The following is a 17,210-nucleotide window of genomic DNA, read 5'->3' on the forward strand; positions in this document are numbered from 1 at the left end:
TACCCCTTCTTAGTTTTTGGCATCACATTCGTATCACTCGCTTTCTACGTGTGGTTCGGAAATGTTTTCCTGAGCCAATTTCGCACAAAAGATACTGAGACCTCTACAGACTTAGGCATTATTCAGACTGCAACCCTCTCCTTATTAGCTTTAATCATTGGCTTTACTTTTTCAATGACAATCGATCGCCATGATCAGCACAAAGTTCTTGAAGAAGGAGAGGCTAATGCGATCGGGACTGAATTCTTAAGGGCGGATCTATTGCCGCCAGACGTTTCTATTGCTACCAAAAAACTATTGCTTGAATATGTAGATCAACGCATATTGTTTTACTCCAAACAGAGCCATGAAGTTGTTGTTGAAATCCGTAGCAAAACGGATTTACTACAAACTGCACTATGGAATTAGATTACCCCATCGGTGCGCGCCCAACCCAATGCCTCTCTCACACTAGTTACAGCAGGAATGAATGATGTCATCAATGCACAAGGTTATGTTCAAGCATCTTGGTGGAACCGAATACCTGCTACCACATGGGCATTAATGACAGCGATAGCCCTCTGTGCCAATTTGCTAGTGGGATTTGGAGCCCGTAATTTCAAGAACAATATCGGGCTCTTCATGATCTTTCCTTTGGTCATCTCAGTATCTTTCTTTTTAATTGCTGACATTGATTCTCCAAGGGGTGGCGTCATTCGCGTTGAAGCAAAAAATCTAGTAGCACTAAAAATTAACCTCATTCAACAGATGGAAGTTATCAATTCATCTGTCAGTAAAAAATAGTTCCTACCAAAGGCGGACCTGATGAAACGCGTAGTAGATGTTTTTAAAAATCGCGGTCGTGAACTGGTGTGGACTTATGTCATACATCTCCAAAATGATGAAGAATTTCATCCCGAACAACTAGACTTTGAGGTTGAGGCTCTCAGACTCTCTCAACTAGACAAACGTGGCATAGCCAATGAACTTAGCGCCAAGGTAAGACTCAATAACTGAGCATTAATGCCTTAACCCTCTCAATTAGAAGGGGATTATCCTTAGTATGGATAATGTTAATAAGATTCATTATCATTTATGATGAATCCATCTAATATTGACGCACTATGACCAGAACCAAATACCACCCAGCCTCCATATTCTTTCATTGGCTTGTTTTCGTCTTAGTCATAGCCGCCTTTGTAGCTATTGAGCTTAAGGGGCAATTTCCCAAGGGGAGCGAACCTCGTGAACTATGCAAAACAGTTCACGGCGTGTGATTGGGCAGCTCATTTTTATTCTCTATGGCTTTGCGCCTGATGATCCGTGTAACTTACGGCGTTCCTCAGCCTACGAACCCTAAATCGTTGTTTGTTTCATTCGCCAAAGCAATGCATTGGCTACTCTATGCCCTACTCCTGATATCCCCCATATTTGGTCTTCTGTATTTTCAATATGGCGGCAAAGAAATCCATTTCTTCGGCTTGGTGTGGCCTCAATTTGTCACCCCCAATCCAGAGATGAAAAAATTGGTGGAAGGAATACACGAGTTCTTGGGCAATTCTCTCTACTTTTTGATTGGCATTCACGCCTTGGCGGGATTGTGGCAACATTACGTCATCAAAGACGATACACTTCGTCGCATGTTAAATAAAGTAAATGCCTAAAATACGTCTGGAGCAATGATTCAATGAAGCCACTTTCTAAAAAAGCCAAAATGGCTGTTGGCTGGACGGTCTTGATGACTGTGGTCGGGAACTGCCATGCTACATTAATGGCAATTCTTTGCCATGGGTTGCGCATCCCTTGCCATGCTACTGGTGGCAAATCAATATGATCTTCTGAAGGATCCTGAAGACAAAAAATAATCCCGCTTAAAAAGCAGGATTGATCAACGCCACCGACAACTGCGGCAATGATTTAAAGCGTTGGATGGTCGGTGTATCCCACCTCATTGCCGCCATAAAAAGTAGCACGGTTATATGGATTCAAAGCAGCGCCCTTCTGGAATCTTTCAGCCAAATCTGGGTTTGCAATATAAATACGGCCGTAAGCTACAGCATCAGCCAAACCCTCCTCCAATACTTTCTCGCCCATCGCCTGATCGTAGCCACCAGCAGTAATAAATTTTCCTTCACAAACAGAATGGAACATTTCTGATGTAACTGGAGCTTCTTCATAAACTTGATCGCCATCTCCAGCGCTAGTAGAGCGCGGTTCAATCATATGAACGTATGCCAAGTTATAGCCATTTAACTTTTTAATTACAGCCGTGAATAATGCGACTGGATCACTATCAGCCATATCATTAAAGGTGCCGTAAGGTGAAAGGCGTACTCCCACTTTATCACTAGGAAATACCTTGCTCACAGTCTCAATCACCTGACCCAATAAACGCAAGCGATTTTCGATTAAGCCACCATATTCATCTGTGCGCTGATTGGTTTTATCTTGCAAAAATTGATCCAGTAAATAACCATTGGCCGAGTGAATTTCAATGCCATCAAAATCTGCAACTTTTGCATTTTGTGCTGCCACCTCAAATTCTTTCAGCAAACAGGCGATGTCTTCCAAACTCATTGCTCTAGGAGTTTCATAATCATGCAACTTCCAGTCTGCTCCATAGGTTTAACCACTTGCAGCAATTGCTGAAGGCGCCTCTGGTACACCTTGCTCTGGATGCAAAGAAGAATGTGAAATACGCCCCACGTGCCATAACTGCGTTACGATGGAACCGCCTTTTGCATGTACCATTTGCACAATTTCTTTCCATGCTGCCGTCTGCTCGGCGGAATAAATGCCTGGAGTAGCTGGATATCCTTTGCCAAGAGGGGAGATTTGAGTGGCCTCGGTAATGATAAGTCCTACACTAGCGCGCTAAGCGTAGTATGTTTTTACCAATGGACTTGGTACATCACCAGCACCTGCGCGCATTCTGGTGAGCGGCGCCATAACAAGGCGGTTTTTCAGTTGAATCGAACCGAGACTTACTGGGGTGAACATCATTTCTTTGCCTGACATTTACTGTCCTTTAAGTAATAAATAAGATGGGAGGCTGTAACAAGAATTGATCGATCTTGCTGAGATCATTAATACAAAAGTTTATGGGCTAACTTCAAGTTGTTCCCGAATGCAATCAGCCAAAGCATTGAACTCTTGAATATGCGCGGTTGATGAGCGTGCCACCAAAGCAATAATTCTTTTGGGCGCTGGAGAGGCCAACTCTTTTGCAACTAATTCAAAGTTATTCAACAAGCTACTCTTGACTGCCATACCAGGAAGCAAAGCAATCCCCAGTCCTGACTCCACCATCTGTAACAAGGTTAAAAGGCTGGTTGCCTCTAAGCCTTCTGCTTTACGAATATCAGCGCGCTTGCAGGCTTGCAAACTATGCTCTCGCAAACAGTGCCCTTCCTCTAGAAGTAAAAGTCGCTCAGCCGTCTTGGCGGGCAAAGTTACCTCTTTACCCTTTAGCGCTGGATCCCCTTCTTTAGCAACCAGCCAGAAAGGATCATCGAATAATTCTTGCACTAGCAATCCTGTCACATCATAGGGCAATGCTATCAATGCAAAGTCTAATTTATGCTCCGCCAATCTTGAAAGCAAGTTTGCCGTGAGATCTTCTCTGAGGGTTACCTTGAGCTCAGGAAAACGTCTACGAATTTCGGGCAAGACCGTAGGTAGTAAAAATGGCGCAATCGTTGGAATCACGCCCAAACGAATCGTCGCAGTCATCAGCTTGCCAGTCGCACCCGCATACTCAACCAAATCTTCCGAAGCTGCCAAGATTGCTTTGGCACGCTCAAGAACCTCAAGTCCGATTGGGGTAATGGAAACATTTTGGCGATCACGCTCAACTAGATGGACCCCGAGAGCATCCTCTAATTCCTTTAATCCAGCACTTAAAGTGGATTGGCCAACAAAACAGACTTGGGCTGCACGCGTGAAATTCAGTTCTTTTGCCAAGGCAATAAAGTACCCTAGCTGCCTTAGAGACGGAAGATAAGCCATATTTCCACCATTTATCGATTTATTAGATAAATACTATCATAATGATTCATTGGACTGATAATTAGTTTAAGCGCACACTTCTCCTATGGTTTTTCAATACGAATGAACCGCCAACAAACAGAAATAATGAAGAAGGGATTCAAAATGGCACGTCCAGAAATCAAAACAATCCAGAACTTGGAATCTGCATTTGCAGGTGAATCCATGGCTCACATTAAATATCGTTGCTTTGCTAAATTAGCGCGAGCTGCTGGCGATGAGGAAACTGCAAAGATTTTCGAGGCAATTGCAGATCAAGAAATCATGCATGCATTTGGGCATTTGGATTTACTCTACCTCGCAAGCACTATTACACCAACAAAAGCTTTAGAGATAGCTATTGAAGGAGAAACTTATGAGTACACCGAAATGTACCCATCATTCCGTAAAACGGCAGTAGAGGAAGATAGTAGCGCAGCCATCAAAGAAATTGATGAGCAAATTGCAGAATCTAAGGAGCATGCAGAACAGTTTCAAGCAGTCTTAGCCAGAGCAGCTAAACACTTCGCAGCCTTGGCAAATGTTGAAGAGCATCACGCAAACCACTATGAGCAGGCCCTAGAGAAAGCAAAAGTTTTTGCAGCCTAATAAGACTCCTAGAGAAATATTTAGCAATTAAATTTAAAATTCAACAATTAACAAAGGAATCAGTATGAAAACTTGGCAATATCTCGTCTGTGGTTATATCTATGACGAAGTAAAAGGAATCCCAGAAGATGGTATTCCAGCAGGAACGGTATGGGCCTGACGCACCAGAAGATTGGGAGCGCCCAGACTGTAGTGTTGCAAAAGCCGACTTTGAGATGGTTCAAGTAAGCTAAGCTTTTGCATTTCTCTTCCTCACCCTTTTAATTTTTCCGCTATTTTGGAGAGTCCAGCTTTGGATCAAACTACCCCCCAACCACAATCCGCGATTGTCATCATCGGCAGCGGATTGGCTGGCTATACCGTCATCCGTGAAATTCGTAAATTGGATAAAGCAGTACCAATTACTTTGGTCACTCGGGAGCCTGGTTACTTCTATTCCAAGCCCATGCTTTCTACTGCCCTAGCTGGAAAAAAAGAAGCGGCTCAACCCATCTCCACTCTAGCTGATGGTATGGCAACTCAACTCGAGCTTACTGTCCTAGCTGATTGCGATGTCCAGTCCATCAACGCTGAGTCTCAAACCATAATGACTAATAAAGGTGAAGCTCCCTTTGGAAATAGTACTGGCCTTGGGTGCCGACCAAATTCGTCTGCCACTTCAAGGTAGTGCGGCCAATGAAGTCATCACCGTAAATGATCTGGAAGATTACACACGCTTTCGCAATCTCATTTCAGGAAAAAAGAAAGTTGCTATTCTTGGTGCTGGTCTGATTGGCTGCGAATTTGCCAACGACCTCGCTTTAGGTAGTTATGAGGTAGATGCATTGACCTGGCTCCACAGCTATTGGGTCGCCTATTACCTGCTGCTGCAGCCCTAGAGCTTCAAGAGAAATTAAGTGCTGCAGGTATACGCTGGCATCTATCTACAACCGTAAAATCTATTGATCGTACGGGCGAGATCCTGCAGGTGACGCTGGAAAATGGCAACACTATTTCTTCTTGCGATGTATTTTTGTCAGCAGTGGGGCTGAAGCCCAGAATTGAACTAGCAAAATCTGCCAACATACAAACTGGCATTGGAATTCAAGTGAATCGTGAGCTTGCAACCAATATCAAAAATATTTATGCGCTCGGAGATTGCGCAGAAGTGGAAGGCCTGGTACTGCCCTACGTTATGCCGATCATGCAAGCAGCTAGAACATTAGCTCCCACCTTGATTAGCCAGACTACCGCTCTGACATACCCCGCCATGCCTGTCATGGTCAAAACACCTGCTTTAGCTACAGTAGTTTCTCCACCAGCCAAAGGTGCAGAAGGCCCAATGGGGGGTCACCAACCCTATTGAGGGGGCGGCTTGGAGGTTCGCTTTGAGTCTGCAGATGGCAAGTTACTAGGCAATGGGTACAGCCACCGCACAGCGTAGCGCCCTAACCAAGGAATTACCTGCCATTTTGAATTAAGCATCGTCGCCCTACTTCCTTGTTAGAGGTGTATGGAAGCAACAAATAAAAAGGCCCGCAAAGCGGGCCTTTTTACTACACAGCATGCAGTGATTAAGAAACGATCACGAACCAAGTTGTGTTGTGTGACTGCGCAACCATCAAGAACAGCATTGGAATTGATAGCAAGGTATTCAAGCGAGAAGTCAACATTGCAACGCGCGCAGACTTTGCTTTTACATCAGCTTCAACAGCAACAATACCAAGGGCACGCTTTTGATTTGGCCAAATAATGAACCAGACATTAAATGCCATTATCAGAGCAATCCACATGCCCAATCCAATTGCACGAAATGGGGACTGCAATGTAAACGCTTGATGCAAATAACCATTTAAGCCCGCGATAATTAAGCCAGTTACTACAGTAAATAACGCTGCGTAACGGAACCAAAATAATGCGGTTGGAGCGATTACTTTGCCAATAGCTGGTTTTTGCTCATCTGGAATTTTTGGCATTGAAGGAATTTGCACAAAGTTAAAGTACCAGAGCAAACCGATCCACATCACACCAAACATCACATGCAACCAACGGAAAACAAATGGCAGTTCTACTGAACCAAAGTTACCGCCCAAAACCAAAATAATTAAGACAAGCAGGACAAAACCTGCAAATACGGTGCGTCCCAATGAGGTCAAGATAGAGGCCATGAAAATTTCCTATTATTGGTTAAGCCGATTAAGCAAAGTTTTGGCTAGCAAAATCCCAGTTAACGAGATTCCAAAAATTCTCCAGGTATTTTGGGCGAGCATTACGAGTGTCAATATAGTATGCATGCTCCCAAACGTCGCAGGTTAACAAAGGCTTAGCATCTGTGGTTACTGGAGTGGCAGCATTGCTGGTAGAAACTAAATCTAAAGTGCCGTCTGGCTTCTTAACTAGCCACGCCCAACCCGATCCAAATGTGCCCACAGCGCACTTTGTAAATTCTTCTTTAAATTTATCAAAGGAGCCCCACTTCGCATTAATCGCATCCTCTAGAGCACCTGTAGGTGCACCACCATTTGGCTTCATACCTAGCCAATAAAAAGTATGGTTCCATACTTGTGCAGCGTTATTGAAGATGCCGCCAGTGGATTTCTTAACAATTTCTTCGAGAGTTGAGTTTTCAAACTCAGTGCCCTTAATCAGATTGTTCAAATTAGTGACATAAGTCTGATGATGCTTGCCATAGTGGAACTCCAATGTTTCCTTAGAAATATAAGGAGCGAGTGCGTCAAGCGCGTATGGCAACTGAGGTAAGGTATGTTCCATTTGTATTCCCTTTAATTAAGCTAAAAATATAGATTATTTTGCGATAACTATAGACTATTCTGGCTTTTTTGTTTAAGCGCATAAAAAAACCGGTAAAGAACACTTGCCGGCCTTTGTTTGTGGGGCTTGAGGCGTTATTGAGCCGTCCAGCCACCATCCCATATCCAAGCCACGCCGCGCACTTCAGAGGCATCTGGGCCGCACAGGAATATCGCTAAAGCAGCCAATTGCTCTGGGGTTACAAACTCTCCGGAAGGCTGTTTCTCAGAGACCAGCGTCTTCTTAGCAGTCTCATTTGAAATACCCTCACGTTCAGCGCGAGCGTCAACCTGTTTTTGAACTAACGGAGTTAAAACCCAACCAGGACAAATTGTATTACAAGTAATACCTGAGTGTGTACTCTCAAGAGGAGTTACTTTTGTCAAGCCAACAATGCCGTGCTTAGCGGCAACGTAAGCAGCCTTCTGAGTAGACGCAACCAAACCATGTACTGAGGCGGCGATATTAATAATACGACCCCAGTTACGTTGCTGCATTCCTGGCAATGCATGATGGGTTGTATGAAATGCGGAACTAAGATTAATCGCAATAATCGCATCCCATTTATTTGCTGGAAAGTCCTCAATGTTTGCCGTGTACTGAATGCCAGCATTATTCACTAGGATATCAAGCGAACCAAAACGTTTTTCAGTTTGCTTAATTAGATCCTCGATTTCAGCGGGCTTACTCATATCAGCACCGTGATAGTCGACTTCTACACCACAGGCTTTAATTTTTTGCTATTGCTTCATCCTCCTCGCCAAAGCCATTGACCATAATATTGACGCCCTGCTTTGCCAATGCAATAGCTATCCCCAAACCAATACCACTGGTGGATCCTGTAACTAGTGCAGTTTTACCTTTTGATGTGGACATATTTTTTACCGCATTAAGTTAACTAAAGGGCCTCATGAGATCTAAAAGCCTAAAACACGATGTTACAGGATGAGCTGACCCACCCTAGATGCTTCTGCACTAGGGTGGTCTGGAACGAAGTGAAGACTAGATTTTCTGAAGAGCCCGCAGAATCTTTTCGCAGGTAATTGGCTGGTTAAAGACGGCTGTATTGAATAGGGCTAAAGCGTCATTAATCGCATTTTGTACCGCTCCAGGCGCACCCGCTGTCCCAGCCTCGCCAGCTCCCTTAGCGCCTAATTTTGAATTGGGTTGGGGTTTCTACGTGAGCCACTTCAATATCTGGCATCTCGTTTGCCATTGGTACCAAAATAGTCAGCCATGCTGCCATTACGCAGCAAACCATTCTCATCGTACAAACACTCTTCAAACAAGACGCCGCCAATACCTTGAACAATTGCACCGCGCACTTGTTCATTGACTAACATTGGATTAATCACCCGACCACAGTCTTCTACGGCCCAATGTTTAAGTAACTTCACAAAGCCTGTGTCAGGATCCACTTCTACATACGAAGCTTGTACGCCATTAGTAAAGATGAATGGGTATTCTTTTTGAGTGTAATGACGTGTCACCATTAAGTCAGCTGAAAAACCTGGCGGCAAAGTATCTGTTCGGAAGTAACCAATTCTTCCCACTTCACTGAATGGCAATAGTTGCTCTCCAGTTGCTTTATCCAAAATATGACCACGACGCACAATGAGGTCGGCAACTGGTCGATTTAATATCGCGCTTGCGAGTTTAATAATGTTTTCCTGCAAAGCTTGCGAAGCCAAAAGAACAGCTTCGCCGCCAACCTCAGCGCCACGGGACGCCCATGTTCCACCACCGCATGGCGTGACATCCGTATCTCCAGTAACAACCCGTACTCGATCAATAGAAACGCCGACAGCATCAGCAACAATTTGAGTGTAAATACCTTCGGTACCTTGCCCTTGCTCACCAACACCAACTAATACCGAAACCCACACCACTTGGGTCCATGCGAACGATCGCCCCATCCTGAGAGGCAATGCGCGCACCACCGACTCCATAAAAAGCAGGACTTGGATTGGTTAACTCAATTAAGGTGGCAAAACTAATGCCACGATAAATTCCCTGCTTGCGGAGTTCAGCCTGCTCTTTACGCAAGGCAGAATAGTCCATCATCTTTTCAATAGTTCTCAAACATTGTTCATGCGATAACACCTCTAACCTGATGCCAGATATTCCAAGGTAAGGGTAGGCGTCATCAGGAATAACGTTACGTTTGCGAAATTCCAGAGGATCCATCTGCAATTTTTGTGCGGCCAAATCAATCAAACCTTCGGTAACAGCGCAAGCAATCGGATGACCTACCCCACGGTACTGACATGTAGGTGTTTTATTCTGGAACACGACATTTAAATGCGCACGATAGTTTTGATGCTTGTAGGGTCCACCCACTAAATTCACCACTTGATTACCTTCGATTGCGCTTGTTCTTGGGAACATGGAATATGGGCCAATTGCAGTCAAATCATCAATCTCAAAGGCCAAGATATCACCAGCCTTATTGGCGGCAATCCGACCTTTAATACGATGCTTGCGCGCATGAATATCACTCGTAAAGGATTCGAGGCGGTCAGCAACAAACTTCACTGGACGCTCAAGCATCATCGCCAGCCCTACGGTTGCAAAATCATCAGGATAAGCATGAACCTTAATGCCGAATGAGCCACCCACATCCTTACAAATGACATGTACATCCGATTCTGATAATCCAAACTGACGGCAATATAAATCTTGCATCATATTATGCGGTGCTTGTTGTGAGTGATATACTGTCAAGCGACAATCGCCTGGGTTGTAATCCGCAATTTGACAACGTGGCTCTAGTGTCACTCCGGTATGTCGCCCAAATCCAAAAGTAGCTTCTGCGACGACATCGGCAGTTGCAAACACCTCATCCACATTACCTACATCTAAGGTACGGGTGAAACACAAATTGTCGCCAAGTTCTGGATGAATAACAGGGGTATCCACATCTAACGCAATCTCCATTGAAACCACGGCAGGCAATTCTTCCCGCTCCACATCAATATGTTGCAAGGCATCTTCTGCTTGCGCTCTAGTTTCAGCCACTACCGTCACTACTGGCTCACCCTGCCAACAAGCGCGTTCGATCACCAAAGCATGCTGAGAGGTGCTGACTTCATGCCAGCCAAATGTCCTAAAGTGGCAACCCATGGCTTACAAATCTTTGCCATTTGCACACCATCAACAACTGCGAGTACCCCAGGCATCTTGCTTGCGTGTTCAGTATGAATTTTGCCGATTCTCATGTGTGCTACTGGGGATCGCCAGAACACTACATAAGCCATACGTGGCAATTGAATATCGTCAATATATGTACCTTGACCCTCAAGCAAACGACGAGCGCCATGCCTAGGTTCGCTATGCCCGATATAACGCTGATCGTTTGTTACTGAATCAAGCGCCATTCCCTTTAAATCACTTGACTTATTCATAATATGATCTCCTTCACACTCTAAGCGTAAGTAACTATAGGTTTAATAGTTTGGCCTTTTGCGCGCGCATCTAACACTGCAACAATCGCGTCGACTATCGAGTGATAGCCAGTGCAACGGCAATAATTTCCGGATATCCATTCATGCACTTGCTCACGAGTTGCCTTGGGTTGCTTTTCGATGAGCTCTGCTGCTGCCAACAACATTCCTGATGAGCAGAAGCCGCACTGCATTGCGTTATGCCGCATAAAAGACTCTTGAAGGTCTGCTAGCACACCATTTTTGGTTAAGCCCTCAACCGTCTCAACCACTTTCCCATCGGCTTGAACAGCCAAAAACAGGCACCCGCGGATAATTTGCCCATCCACCTTGACGGTACAGGCGCCACATGCACCTTGCTCACAGCCCAAGTGCGGTCCTTTTAAATGCAGATCTTCACGCAAGAAATCCACTAGATGCTTGCGAGCCTCAATCTCTGCGTTCACAAGCCGACCGTTTACGGTCATTGAAATTTTTTTCTTCAAACTCATACTGATCTCCGAATTTTTCTGCCGATGTTTTATTGATTGCGTTTTAAGCAACCACCTGCTTGAGTCCACGCTCAAGCAGTACACCAATTTAAATGCTGTTTAGCTTCTGCGCTATTTGTAATATCTGCGATGACTTCAATTTCATCCCGCGCAGTAGCTACAGCTTTAGCAATCAATTCATCATTTAACTTTTGGCCATTCACTATCTCTTGGGCCTGTGTTGCCATTACTGGAGTGGCGCCCACTGAAAAGAATGTGAATGCACAATGATCGAGAACATCGCCTTGCTTTTGTGCAACCGCTGCCAAACCAGCAACTGCATAGTCGCCATGACGTCTAGCTAACTCATGAAAATAGAAAACTGCTTGTTAACTAGCAAGGGGAATCTCAGTAGCCACCAGAATTTCATCAGGCTCGAGAGAGGTCGTGTATAGATCAATAAAAAAGTCTTTTGCAAAAATTCTGCGCCCACCTGCTGGGCCATGAATAATCATGGTGGCTTGCAAAGTTAAGCTACAAGCAGGCCATTCAGCGGCGGGATCTCCATAGGCTAGCGAACCTCCCCAAGTTCCTAGGTTACGAATAGCACGATGGGCAATGTGTGGCGCAGCCGCTTTTAAGAGTGGTGCATGTTTTGCCACTAATTCTGAATCTTCAATTTCTGTGTGGGTCACCAATGCGCCAATCCACAATTGATCACCAACTGCCGTGATGCCTTGTAGTTCTTTTAAATCCGTAATATCAATTAAAACGCTCGGTTCAGATAAGCGCATATTTAATGTAGCCAACAGAGTCTGTCCGCCGGCTATCAGGCGCGCATTATCACCCCCCTGCTCAAGGAGAGCTTTCCGAACGAGCGCTATCTGCAAGGTAAGGCAGTAAAAACGGTGACTCAAGACGCAAAAAACGTTCAAGTGCAGTGCGAAGATGGCAGCCTCTTTGAAGCAGAGCTCCTCATTGCTTCGGATGGCATTCGCCCAGCAGTAAGAGCTCAAGTCGCCCCACAGATTCAGCCTGAGTATGCTGGGTATATAGCATGGCGCGGTGTATGTGATGAGGCCTGCTTATCGAATTACACGCTCGAGACGCTCTTTAACTATTTTGGCTTCTGCTTACCAAATAGAGAGCAGATGTTGGGCTACCCCGTCGCTGGATCAGGTAACGATACCCGCCCAGGAAAACGTCACTATAACTTCGTTTGGTACCGCCCTGCTTCTGAGCATGAAGAGCTGGTCAACCTACTGACAGATAACGATGGGCATTTTTATCCCACCGGGATTCCGCCACTCAAAGTTTCATGGAAAAACATCTCTCACATGCGCAAAGTAGCGCAAGATATCTTGGCGCCACAATATGCAGAGATACTTGAAAAGACAGCAGCTCTTTTTTTCAAGCCATCTATGATGTGCGCTCGGAAGAAATTGTGTTTGGCAGAATCGCCTTAATGGGTGATGCTGCATTTGTTGGTAGGCCGCATGTGGGAATGGGTGTCACCAAGGCTGGAGACGAGGCCATGTCCCTTACTCGACATATTGCTGAGTTTGGCGCCACTCCAGATGCCTTAAATGCCTATGGAAATGAGCATCTCAAACTCGACCAACAGGTAGTTGCAAGAGCCCAATATTTGAGACGCTATATGCAAGCACAGGGCAGTAAAGGTATTAGGGATTCCGATGACCTGAAAAAAAATGCCAACACAGTCATGGCGGAAACCGCCATTGATCTGAGCGAGCTATTGGCTCAAGGGAAAGCAGTGCCTGAATCCGTACATTAAAAAGCGCATTCAGTTAAGATTTGAAAAAAACTAAAAGCATTCTTATTTAACAAGGTTTTATATGGAGGAGACAACCATGAAACAAAAAGTAACGAATCAAACTAGACGCCAGATGTTAATTGGTGGAGCTGCAGTAGCAAGCACCCCACATTTGGTTAAATGTTGCAAATGCTCAAGCCAATACCATTAAGATTGGCTTTCCAACTGCGTTAACCGGTCCATTTTCTGCAGAAGCACAAGACCAAGTGAAGGCTGCTGAATTAGCCATTAAAGAATTTAACGACGCTGGTGGCTTTAATGGACGTAAAGCAGAACTATTGGTGCGCGATGACAAGCTCAATCCTGGTGAAGCAGCTACACGTACTTTAGAGTTAATCGAAAAAGATAAAGTGAACTTTGTTGTAGGCTCATTCTCTGCTGCAACACAACTTTCAATCAATGCTGTTTGTAAAGAACGTAAGGTACTCTTTAATTCCATCAGTCAATCTGATGCAATCAATGAAGCAAAAGACTGGAGCATTTATACATTCCACGAAGCGCTGAACCCGACGATGACTGCTGGTGCTGTGGCCCGCTATTCCATTCCGCATTTTGGTAAAAAAATTGTCTTCCTTACAGCCGATTACGCCTACGGTCATGAGATGGTGCGCGCATTTGAACGTGCTGGGAAAGAACTGGGAGCCACCACCCTAGCCGATATCCGTCATCCATTAGGCGCATCGGATTACTCCGCTTTCTTGCCTCGTATTAAAGCGTTGAACTCAAATATTTTGGTGCTTTGTAACTTTGGTCGCGACTTAGTGAATGCAGCAAAACAATGTACTGACTTCGGCCTGAAATCGAGCATGAAGATCGTTGCGCCAGTACTGCTGTATACCTCACGCCTTGCTGGCGATCCAGAAGCATTCGAAGGCATTATTGGTGGTACATCCTATTACTGGGGTCTTGAAGATCGCATCCCAACTGCAAAAGCATTTAATGACGCATTCCGCAAAATGTATAACGGTTCAGTTCAATCAGATTACGGCGCACTAGGCTATGCGGGCGTTAAGAGCATACTCGCCTCAATCAAAATCGCTAAGTCCACTGAAACTATGAAAGTGGTTTCAGCGATGGAGAATCTCAAATACGACTGGTATAAAGGTCCCGAGTACTATCGCAAATGTGACCATCAAGCAGTACAGACCGTCCTTATTGTTGAGTCCAAATCCAAGAATATGAAAGACAAGTATGACGTCTTCAATATTTTGACGATTGAACCTACTACTGAGAAAAACATGCGCTCTTGCGCTGAGCTAGGTCACAAAGCCTAATCCAAAAATTTCAGGGTGGATGGAGAATTCACCCTGACCCACCCCCCTTTTTTTTGCCATGAGGTGAAGGGTAGTTTTTCTGAGTAAATATATGACCGGTCTTTCATTTGAACTTCTTTGCATGCAACTACTGACAGGCGTAACCTTAGGTAGTATTTATGCACTTCTCGCACTTAGCCTATGCCTCATTTTTGGCATGCTCAATGTGGTGAACTTCGCTCACGGCGCTTTCTTGGGTGTGTACTTTCTAGGTGTCACAGGAAGCTTTTGGTTTAGCTTAGTTCTCACACCATTGTTCACAGGTGCAATCGGACTCCTGACAGAACGCTTCTTAGTGAGGCCACTCCATGGGCGCGGCCTTGACTATCCGCGATTACTCACCTTTGGTCTTTCTTATGTCTTAATCGAAGTCATGCGGATTACCTTCGGTATTGAAGGCTTGCCTTCAGTTACCCCTGAGGGTTTGGGCGGAACAGTCAACGTAGGAATTGGATACTTCCCTAAAAAATATCGCCTGTTTTTAATTGCAGCTACCGCAGGCATTATTTTTGGAGTTTGGTTTTTCATTCAGAAAACACGTTATGGCCTTATTATCAAAGCGGGAACTGCTGACCAAGAAATCGTGAAAGTGCTTGGCGTTGATATTGCCAAAGTTTGGCTTTTGGTTTTTGGTCTTGGCTGCGCAATTGCAGGCCTTTCCGGAATTCTCGCCTCACCCACTCGATCTGTTAATCCAGAAATGGGTATTCCGATTTTGGCGGAATCATTTGTAGAGTAACTGTCGTTGGCGGCATGGGTTCGCCAGTAGGCGCTGTCGTGGCTGGCCTATTAATAGGCATGGTTTACAGCATGACATCCCCCTTCTTCCCGGATTTAGCCGAACTTTCTATTTTTGTCTTGATGGCAGTAGTGTTATTAATCCGTCCACAAGGTTTATTTGGTAAAGCAGGAGCGATGGGCTAAGGCTCCGTATATCTATGAATTCATTTTTTCAACTTATTGCACGCCATCGCATACTAGCTAGTACGCTATTTTTAGCCATCTTCCCATTCATTATGCCTTATGAGGCGCTGGCAATTAATATTTTGATCTTTGGTTTTTTGCCATGGGCTTTAACTTGTTATTCGGCTACATGGGCCTTCTATCCTTTGGTCATGCGGCCTTCTTAGGTATTGGCAGCTATCTCACTGGAATTGGCATTGTTCATTATGGGATGCCTTGGGGTGTTGCGATTTTGGTTGGTATCGTTGGCTCAGCCATTGGCGGACTCATTATGGGCTACCTAGCTATTCGTACTAGAGGCATCTACTTCTCTATGGTGACTTTGGCGCTTGATCAAATTGTGTATTACATTTTTTATAAAGCAGAGAGTCTTACTGGTGGCGAGAATGGCTTGCCGTGGCGTCAGGGTTGATGAATTCAAGATCCTAGGCATCCCTGTTGACTTCTTAAACCCGCTTGTTAAGTAGTACGTGATCCTCTTTTTTGTAGTCATCGCGATCTGTCTTATCTCCCGTATTTTGAGCTCCCCTTTAGGGGCGGTAATGGAGGTGATCCGAGAAAACGAGAAACGTGCTGCTGCTTGTGGATTTGATGTTGCTCGTACTAAGCTGCTGGTATTTGTATTATCAGCAGCTATCTGTGGATTAGCCGGCTCTCTCCACGCCCTGCACCTTTCCATTGTTCCAATCGACTCCTTGCACTATCTCCCGTCTGGTCAAGCCGTCATGATGAGCATTCTCTGGGTGGCATGGGCACTTTCTTTGGCTCCTTTATTGGCGCCGCGGTCATGCTCTATTTAGAGGACGTTGTCACTACCTTCACCAAACACTGGATGGCCGTTGTTGGCTTAGTTTTCATGTTCTTTGTGCTGTTCTTCCCCAAAGGGATTTGGGGAACCATTCTGAGCAAGCTACAAATTAATCAGAATTCAAAATAATGAATAGCGCAACCATTGCTTCTATTCTTGAGGCGCGCAATGTCAGCAAGAGCTTTGGTAAGTTCAAGGCACTACAAAATGTATCCACTAGCTTTATGCCTAGAACACTCACGGCCATCATTGGCCCCAATGGTGCTGGCAAGAGTACATTCTTTAATGTCTTAAGTGGCGCATTCCCTCCCACAAGCGGTCAAATTCTATTTAATGGCAAAGACATTACTGGTATGCAGCAACATGAGTTTGCTCGCATTGGAATCTCTAAAAGCTTTCAGATTACCAATGTCTTTAAGCAATTAAGTGCTCATGAAAACGTACGTGTATAGCAGCTCAAATGGAAACAGCGCGCTATAACTTTTTACGAAATGCCCAAAGCTATCCGAAGCCAATTGAGATTGTCGATGAATTACTTCATCGAGTCAATCTTGAGCATTTACGTAATAAAAAGACTGGTGACTTAGCTCATGGTCAGCAACGTGCACTTGAGATTGCGATGGCACTTGCCTGCAATCCTAGTCTATTGTTGTTGGATGAACCTACTGCTGGCATGTCTCCAGAGGAGACCTTGGTCATGATGGAGCTGATTCGCACACTTGCGAGCGAGCGTACTGCCATCTTGATTGAGCACAAGATGAAACTGATTATGGGTCTTTGCAAGCGCATCATCGTTCTTCATCATGGCGAGTTCCTTGCAGAGGGTACTCCAGAAGAAATCCAAAATGGTGCTGAGGTACGTCGTGTGTACCTGGGTCAAGGTTAAAGAAAGCAAAACATGTTGCGTGTTGAAAACTTAAATGCCTGGTATGACCGTAGTCACGTCTTACAGGGAGTCTCTCTTGAAGTAAATAA

The 17,210-nt window shown here is 44.9% G+C and carries 29 protein-coding genes and 2 pseudogenes; 20 read left to right on the forward strand and 11 right to left on the reverse strand.

Translation table 11 applies throughout. The features are described 5' to 3' along the window. Positions 1-48 precede the first annotated feature (48 nt). The 5 genes from DXE37_RS12785 (at position 49) to DXE37_RS12795 (ending at position 1,813) form a co-directional block, all read left to right on the forward strand. Positions 49-408 (forward strand): hypothetical protein, encoded by a 360-nt coding sequence (locus DXE37_RS12785; RefSeq protein ID WP_231971247.1) that lies wholly within the window; start codon positions 49-51, stop codon positions 406-408. Between the two features lie 12 nt (positions 409-420). Continuing rightward, positions 421-783 carry a bestrophin-like domain gene (locus DXE37_RS12790; protein WP_231971248.1) on the forward strand — a complete coding sequence of 121 codons (363 nt, stop codon included), beginning with the start codon at positions 421-423 and terminating at the stop codon, positions 781-783. Positions 784-804: 21 nt separating this feature from the next. After that, a complete protein-coding gene (locus DXE37_RS10845) occupies positions 805-996 on the forward strand; it encodes a hypothetical protein (RefSeq protein WP_162786225.1) in 192 nt (63 codons plus the stop codon). 260 nt (positions 997-1,256) lie between these two features. After that, positions 1,257-1,643 (forward strand): cytochrome b, encoded by a 387-nt coding sequence (locus DXE37_RS07440; protein ID WP_162786226.1) that lies wholly within the window; start codon positions 1,257-1,259, stop codon positions 1,641-1,643. Positions 1,644-1,666: 23 nt separating this feature from the next. Further along, entirely contained in the window at positions 1,667-1,813 is a 147-nt protein-coding gene (locus DXE37_RS12795; RefSeq protein WP_231971250.1) for a hypothetical protein, read from the forward strand. A gap of 83 nt (positions 1,814-1,896) precedes the next feature. On the opposite strand, the pseudogene DXE37_RS07445 reads toward DXE37_RS12795, so the two are convergent. Both DXE37_RS07445 and DXE37_RS07450 read right to left on the reverse strand, forming a co-directional pair. Then, positions 1,897-2,997: pseudogene (locus DXE37_RS07445) on the reverse strand (alkene reductase). Between the two features lie 81 nt (positions 2,998-3,078). Continuing rightward, positions 3,079-3,987: a hydrogen peroxide-inducible genes activator gene (locus DXE37_RS07450; RefSeq protein WP_114637055.1), complete on the reverse strand. Its 909-nt coding sequence runs from the start codon at positions 3,985-3,987 to the stop codon at positions 3,079-3,081. 144 nt (positions 3,988-4,131) lie between these two features. Here DXE37_RS07450 and DXE37_RS07455 point away from each other — a divergent pair, with 144 nt between their 5' ends. The 5 genes from DXE37_RS07455 (at position 4,132) to DXE37_RS13600 (ending at position 5,959) form a co-directional block, all read left to right on the forward strand. After that, positions 4,132-4,614, forward strand: coding sequence for a rubrerythrin family protein (locus tag DXE37_RS07455; RefSeq protein ID WP_114637569.1), 483 nt, complete (start codon positions 4,132-4,134; stop codon positions 4,612-4,614). Positions 4,615-4,678: 64 nt separating this feature from the next. Next, positions 4,679-4,774, forward strand: coding sequence for a rubredoxin (locus DXE37_RS14390; RefSeq protein WP_415066901.1), 96 nt, complete (start codon positions 4,679-4,681; stop codon positions 4,772-4,774). Between the two features lie 132 nt (positions 4,775-4,906). Further along, complete coding sequence (locus DXE37_RS13590; protein WP_269460314.1) at positions 4,907-5,281, forward strand: FAD-dependent oxidoreductase; 375 nt, start codon at positions 4,907-4,909, stop codon at positions 5,279-5,281. Then, complete coding sequence (locus DXE37_RS13595; RefSeq protein ID WP_197713162.1) at positions 5,244-5,492, forward strand: FAD-dependent oxidoreductase; 249 nt, start codon at positions 5,244-5,246, stop codon at positions 5,490-5,492. The genes DXE37_RS13590 and DXE37_RS13595 overlap by 38 nt, the downstream gene beginning before the upstream one ends. Further along, the gene (locus DXE37_RS13600; RefSeq protein ID WP_197713163.1) at positions 5,459-5,959 is read left to right on the forward strand and encodes an FAD-dependent oxidoreductase; all 501 of its coding nucleotides are present in this window, start codon (positions 5,459-5,461) and stop codon (positions 5,957-5,959) included. Before DXE37_RS13595 ends, DXE37_RS13600 begins: the two co-directional genes overlap by 34 nt. Positions 5,960-6,167: 208 nt before the next feature. On the opposite strand, the gene DXE37_RS07470 is transcribed toward DXE37_RS13600, so the two are convergent. From DXE37_RS07470 to DXE37_RS11655, 9 genes and pseudogenes are all read right to left on the reverse strand, one after another. Beyond that, positions 6,168-6,761, reverse strand: a complete 594-nt coding sequence (locus DXE37_RS07470; protein WP_114637056.1) for a urate hydroxylase PuuD — start codon at positions 6,759-6,761, stop codon at positions 6,168-6,170. A 28-nt stretch (positions 6,762-6,789) separates the two neighbouring features. Continuing rightward, positions 6,790-7,365: a superoxide dismutase [Fe] gene (gene sodB / locus DXE37_RS07475; protein ID WP_114637057.1), complete on the reverse strand. Its 576-nt coding sequence runs from the start codon at positions 7,363-7,365 to the stop codon at positions 6,790-6,792. A 134-nt stretch (positions 7,366-7,499) separates the two neighbouring features. Further along, positions 7,500-8,280 (reverse strand): annotated as a pseudogene (locus tag DXE37_RS07480) (3-hydroxybutyrate dehydrogenase). Between the two features lie 314 nt (positions 8,281-8,594). Next, positions 8,595-9,290: a molybdopterin cofactor-binding domain-containing protein gene (locus DXE37_RS13605; RefSeq protein WP_269460315.1), complete on the reverse strand. Its 696-nt coding sequence runs from the start codon at positions 9,288-9,290 to the stop codon at positions 8,595-8,597. Further along, entirely contained in the window at positions 9,259-10,527 is a 1,269-nt protein-coding gene (locus DXE37_RS13610; RefSeq protein ID WP_269460316.1) for a xanthine dehydrogenase family protein molybdopterin-binding subunit, read from the reverse strand. The genes DXE37_RS13605 and DXE37_RS13610 overlap by 32 nt, the downstream gene beginning before the upstream one ends. Continuing rightward, on the reverse strand, positions 10,464-10,808 hold the full coding sequence (locus DXE37_RS12810; protein WP_231971251.1) for a hypothetical protein: 345 nt from the start codon (positions 10,806-10,808) through the stop codon (positions 10,464-10,466). The genes DXE37_RS13610 and DXE37_RS12810 overlap by 64 nt, the downstream gene beginning before the upstream one ends. Positions 10,809-10,828: 20 nt before the next feature. Then, complete coding sequence (locus DXE37_RS07490; protein ID WP_114637058.1) at positions 10,829-11,338, reverse strand: (2Fe-2S)-binding protein; 510 nt, start codon at positions 11,336-11,338, stop codon at positions 10,829-10,831. Positions 11,339-11,409: 71 nt separating this feature from the next. After that, positions 11,410-11,646, reverse strand: coding sequence for a hypothetical protein (locus DXE37_RS11650; RefSeq protein ID WP_197713227.1), 237 nt, complete (start codon positions 11,644-11,646; stop codon positions 11,410-11,412). Between the two features lie 60 nt (positions 11,647-11,706). Further along, a complete protein-coding gene (locus tag DXE37_RS11655; RefSeq protein WP_197713164.1) occupies positions 11,707-12,234 on the reverse strand; it encodes an FAD binding domain-containing protein in 528 nt (175 codons plus the stop codon). Between DXE37_RS11655 and DXE37_RS07500 the strand changes: the two genes are divergently transcribed. From DXE37_RS07500 to DXE37_RS13635, 10 genes are all read left to right on the forward strand, one after another. Continuing rightward, the gene (locus DXE37_RS07500; RefSeq protein WP_114637059.1) at positions 12,226-12,783 is read left to right on the forward strand and encodes an FAD binding domain-containing protein; all 558 of its coding nucleotides are present in this window, start codon (positions 12,226-12,228) and stop codon (positions 12,781-12,783) included. The genes DXE37_RS11655 and DXE37_RS07500 overlap by 9 nt on opposite strands. Beyond that, on the forward strand, positions 12,744-13,112 hold the full coding sequence (locus tag DXE37_RS07505; RefSeq protein WP_162786227.1) for an FAD-dependent monooxygenase: 369 nt from the start codon (positions 12,744-12,746) through the stop codon (positions 13,110-13,112). Before DXE37_RS07500 ends, DXE37_RS07505 begins: the two co-directional genes overlap by 40 nt. A 149-nt stretch (positions 13,113-13,261) precedes the next feature. After that, positions 13,262-14,425 carry an ABC transporter substrate-binding protein gene (locus tag DXE37_RS07510; protein WP_197713228.1) on the forward strand — a complete coding sequence of 388 codons (1,164 nt, stop codon included), beginning with the start codon at positions 13,262-13,264 and terminating at the stop codon, positions 14,423-14,425. 91 nt (positions 14,426-14,516) lie between these two features. Continuing rightward, entirely contained in the window at positions 14,517-15,203 is a 687-nt protein-coding gene (locus tag DXE37_RS07515) for a branched-chain amino acid ABC transporter permease (RefSeq protein WP_269460317.1), read from the forward strand. A 14-nt stretch (positions 15,204-15,217) separates the two neighbouring features. After that, positions 15,218-15,388: a hypothetical protein gene (locus DXE37_RS13615; protein ID WP_269460318.1), complete on the forward strand. Its 171-nt coding sequence runs from the start codon at positions 15,218-15,220 to the stop codon at positions 15,386-15,388. 142 nt (positions 15,389-15,530) lie between these two features. After that, positions 15,531-15,839 carry a branched-chain amino acid ABC transporter permease gene (locus tag DXE37_RS13620; RefSeq protein WP_269460319.1) on the forward strand — a complete coding sequence of 103 codons (309 nt, stop codon included), beginning with the start codon at positions 15,531-15,533 and terminating at the stop codon, positions 15,837-15,839. Positions 15,840-15,897: 58 nt separating this feature from the next. Then, on the forward strand, positions 15,898-16,227 hold the full coding sequence (locus tag DXE37_RS13625; RefSeq protein WP_269460320.1) for an ABC transporter permease subunit: 330 nt from the start codon (positions 15,898-15,900) through the stop codon (positions 16,225-16,227). Continuing rightward, on the forward strand, positions 16,215-16,364 hold the full coding sequence (locus DXE37_RS12815) for a hypothetical protein (protein WP_231971252.1): 150 nt from the start codon (positions 16,215-16,217) through the stop codon (positions 16,362-16,364). Before DXE37_RS13625 ends, DXE37_RS12815 begins: the two co-directional genes overlap by 13 nt. Beyond that, the gene (locus tag DXE37_RS13630; RefSeq protein WP_269460321.1) at positions 16,364-16,687 is read left to right on the forward strand and encodes an ATP-binding cassette domain-containing protein; all 324 of its coding nucleotides are present in this window, start codon (positions 16,364-16,366) and stop codon (positions 16,685-16,687) included. Before DXE37_RS12815 ends, DXE37_RS13630 begins: the two co-directional genes overlap by 1 nt. An 8-nt stretch (positions 16,688-16,695) precedes the next feature. After that, the gene (locus DXE37_RS13635) at positions 16,696-17,121 is read left to right on the forward strand and encodes an ATP-binding cassette domain-containing protein (RefSeq protein WP_269460322.1); all 426 of its coding nucleotides are present in this window, start codon (positions 16,696-16,698) and stop codon (positions 17,119-17,121) included. The last annotated feature ends 89 nt before the right edge of the window (positions 17,122-17,210 follow it).

Origin of the sequence: Polynucleobacter necessarius, assembly GCF_900095205.1 — a bacterium.
Lineage (GTDB): Bacteria > Pseudomonadota > Gammaproteobacteria > Burkholderiales > Burkholderiaceae > Polynucleobacter > Polynucleobacter necessarius_E.